At 30.0% G+C, this 453-nt stretch carries 1 pseudogene; it reads left to right on the forward strand.

Annotated elements, in window-relative coordinates:
• Window positions 1-359: pseudogene (gene sea / locus SD53_RS12575) on the forward strand (staphylococcal enterotoxin type A); the annotation flags it as partial.
• Window positions 360-453: the final 94 nt, after the last annotated feature.

The raw sequence follows: 453 nt of genomic DNA on the forward strand, positions 1-453 counted from the left end.
ATAATAATCGATTGACCGAAGAGAAAAAAGTGCCAATCAATTTATGGCTAGACGGTAAACAAAATACAGTACCTTTGGAAACGGTTAAAACGAATAAGAAAAATGTAACTGTTCAGGAGTTGGATCTTCAAGCAAGACGTTATTTACAGGAAAAATATAATTTATATAACTCTGATGTTTTTGATGGGAAGGTTCAGAGGGGATTAATCGTGTTTCATACTTCTACAGAACCTTCGGTTAATTACGATTTATTTGGTGCTCAAGGACAGAATTCAAATACACTATTAAGAATATATAGAGATAATAAAACGATTAACTCTGAAAACATGCATATTGATATATATTTATATACAAGTTAAACATGGTAGTTTTGAACACGTAATGTTCAGATTATTATGAACCGAGAATAATCTGAAAGTTTACAAGCAGTAAAAAAAGTATATGTGCTATAAT

Source organism: Rheinheimera mesophila (assembly GCF_000986865.1).
GTDB lineage: Bacteria > Pseudomonadota > Gammaproteobacteria > Enterobacterales > Alteromonadaceae > Pararheinheimera > Pararheinheimera mesophila.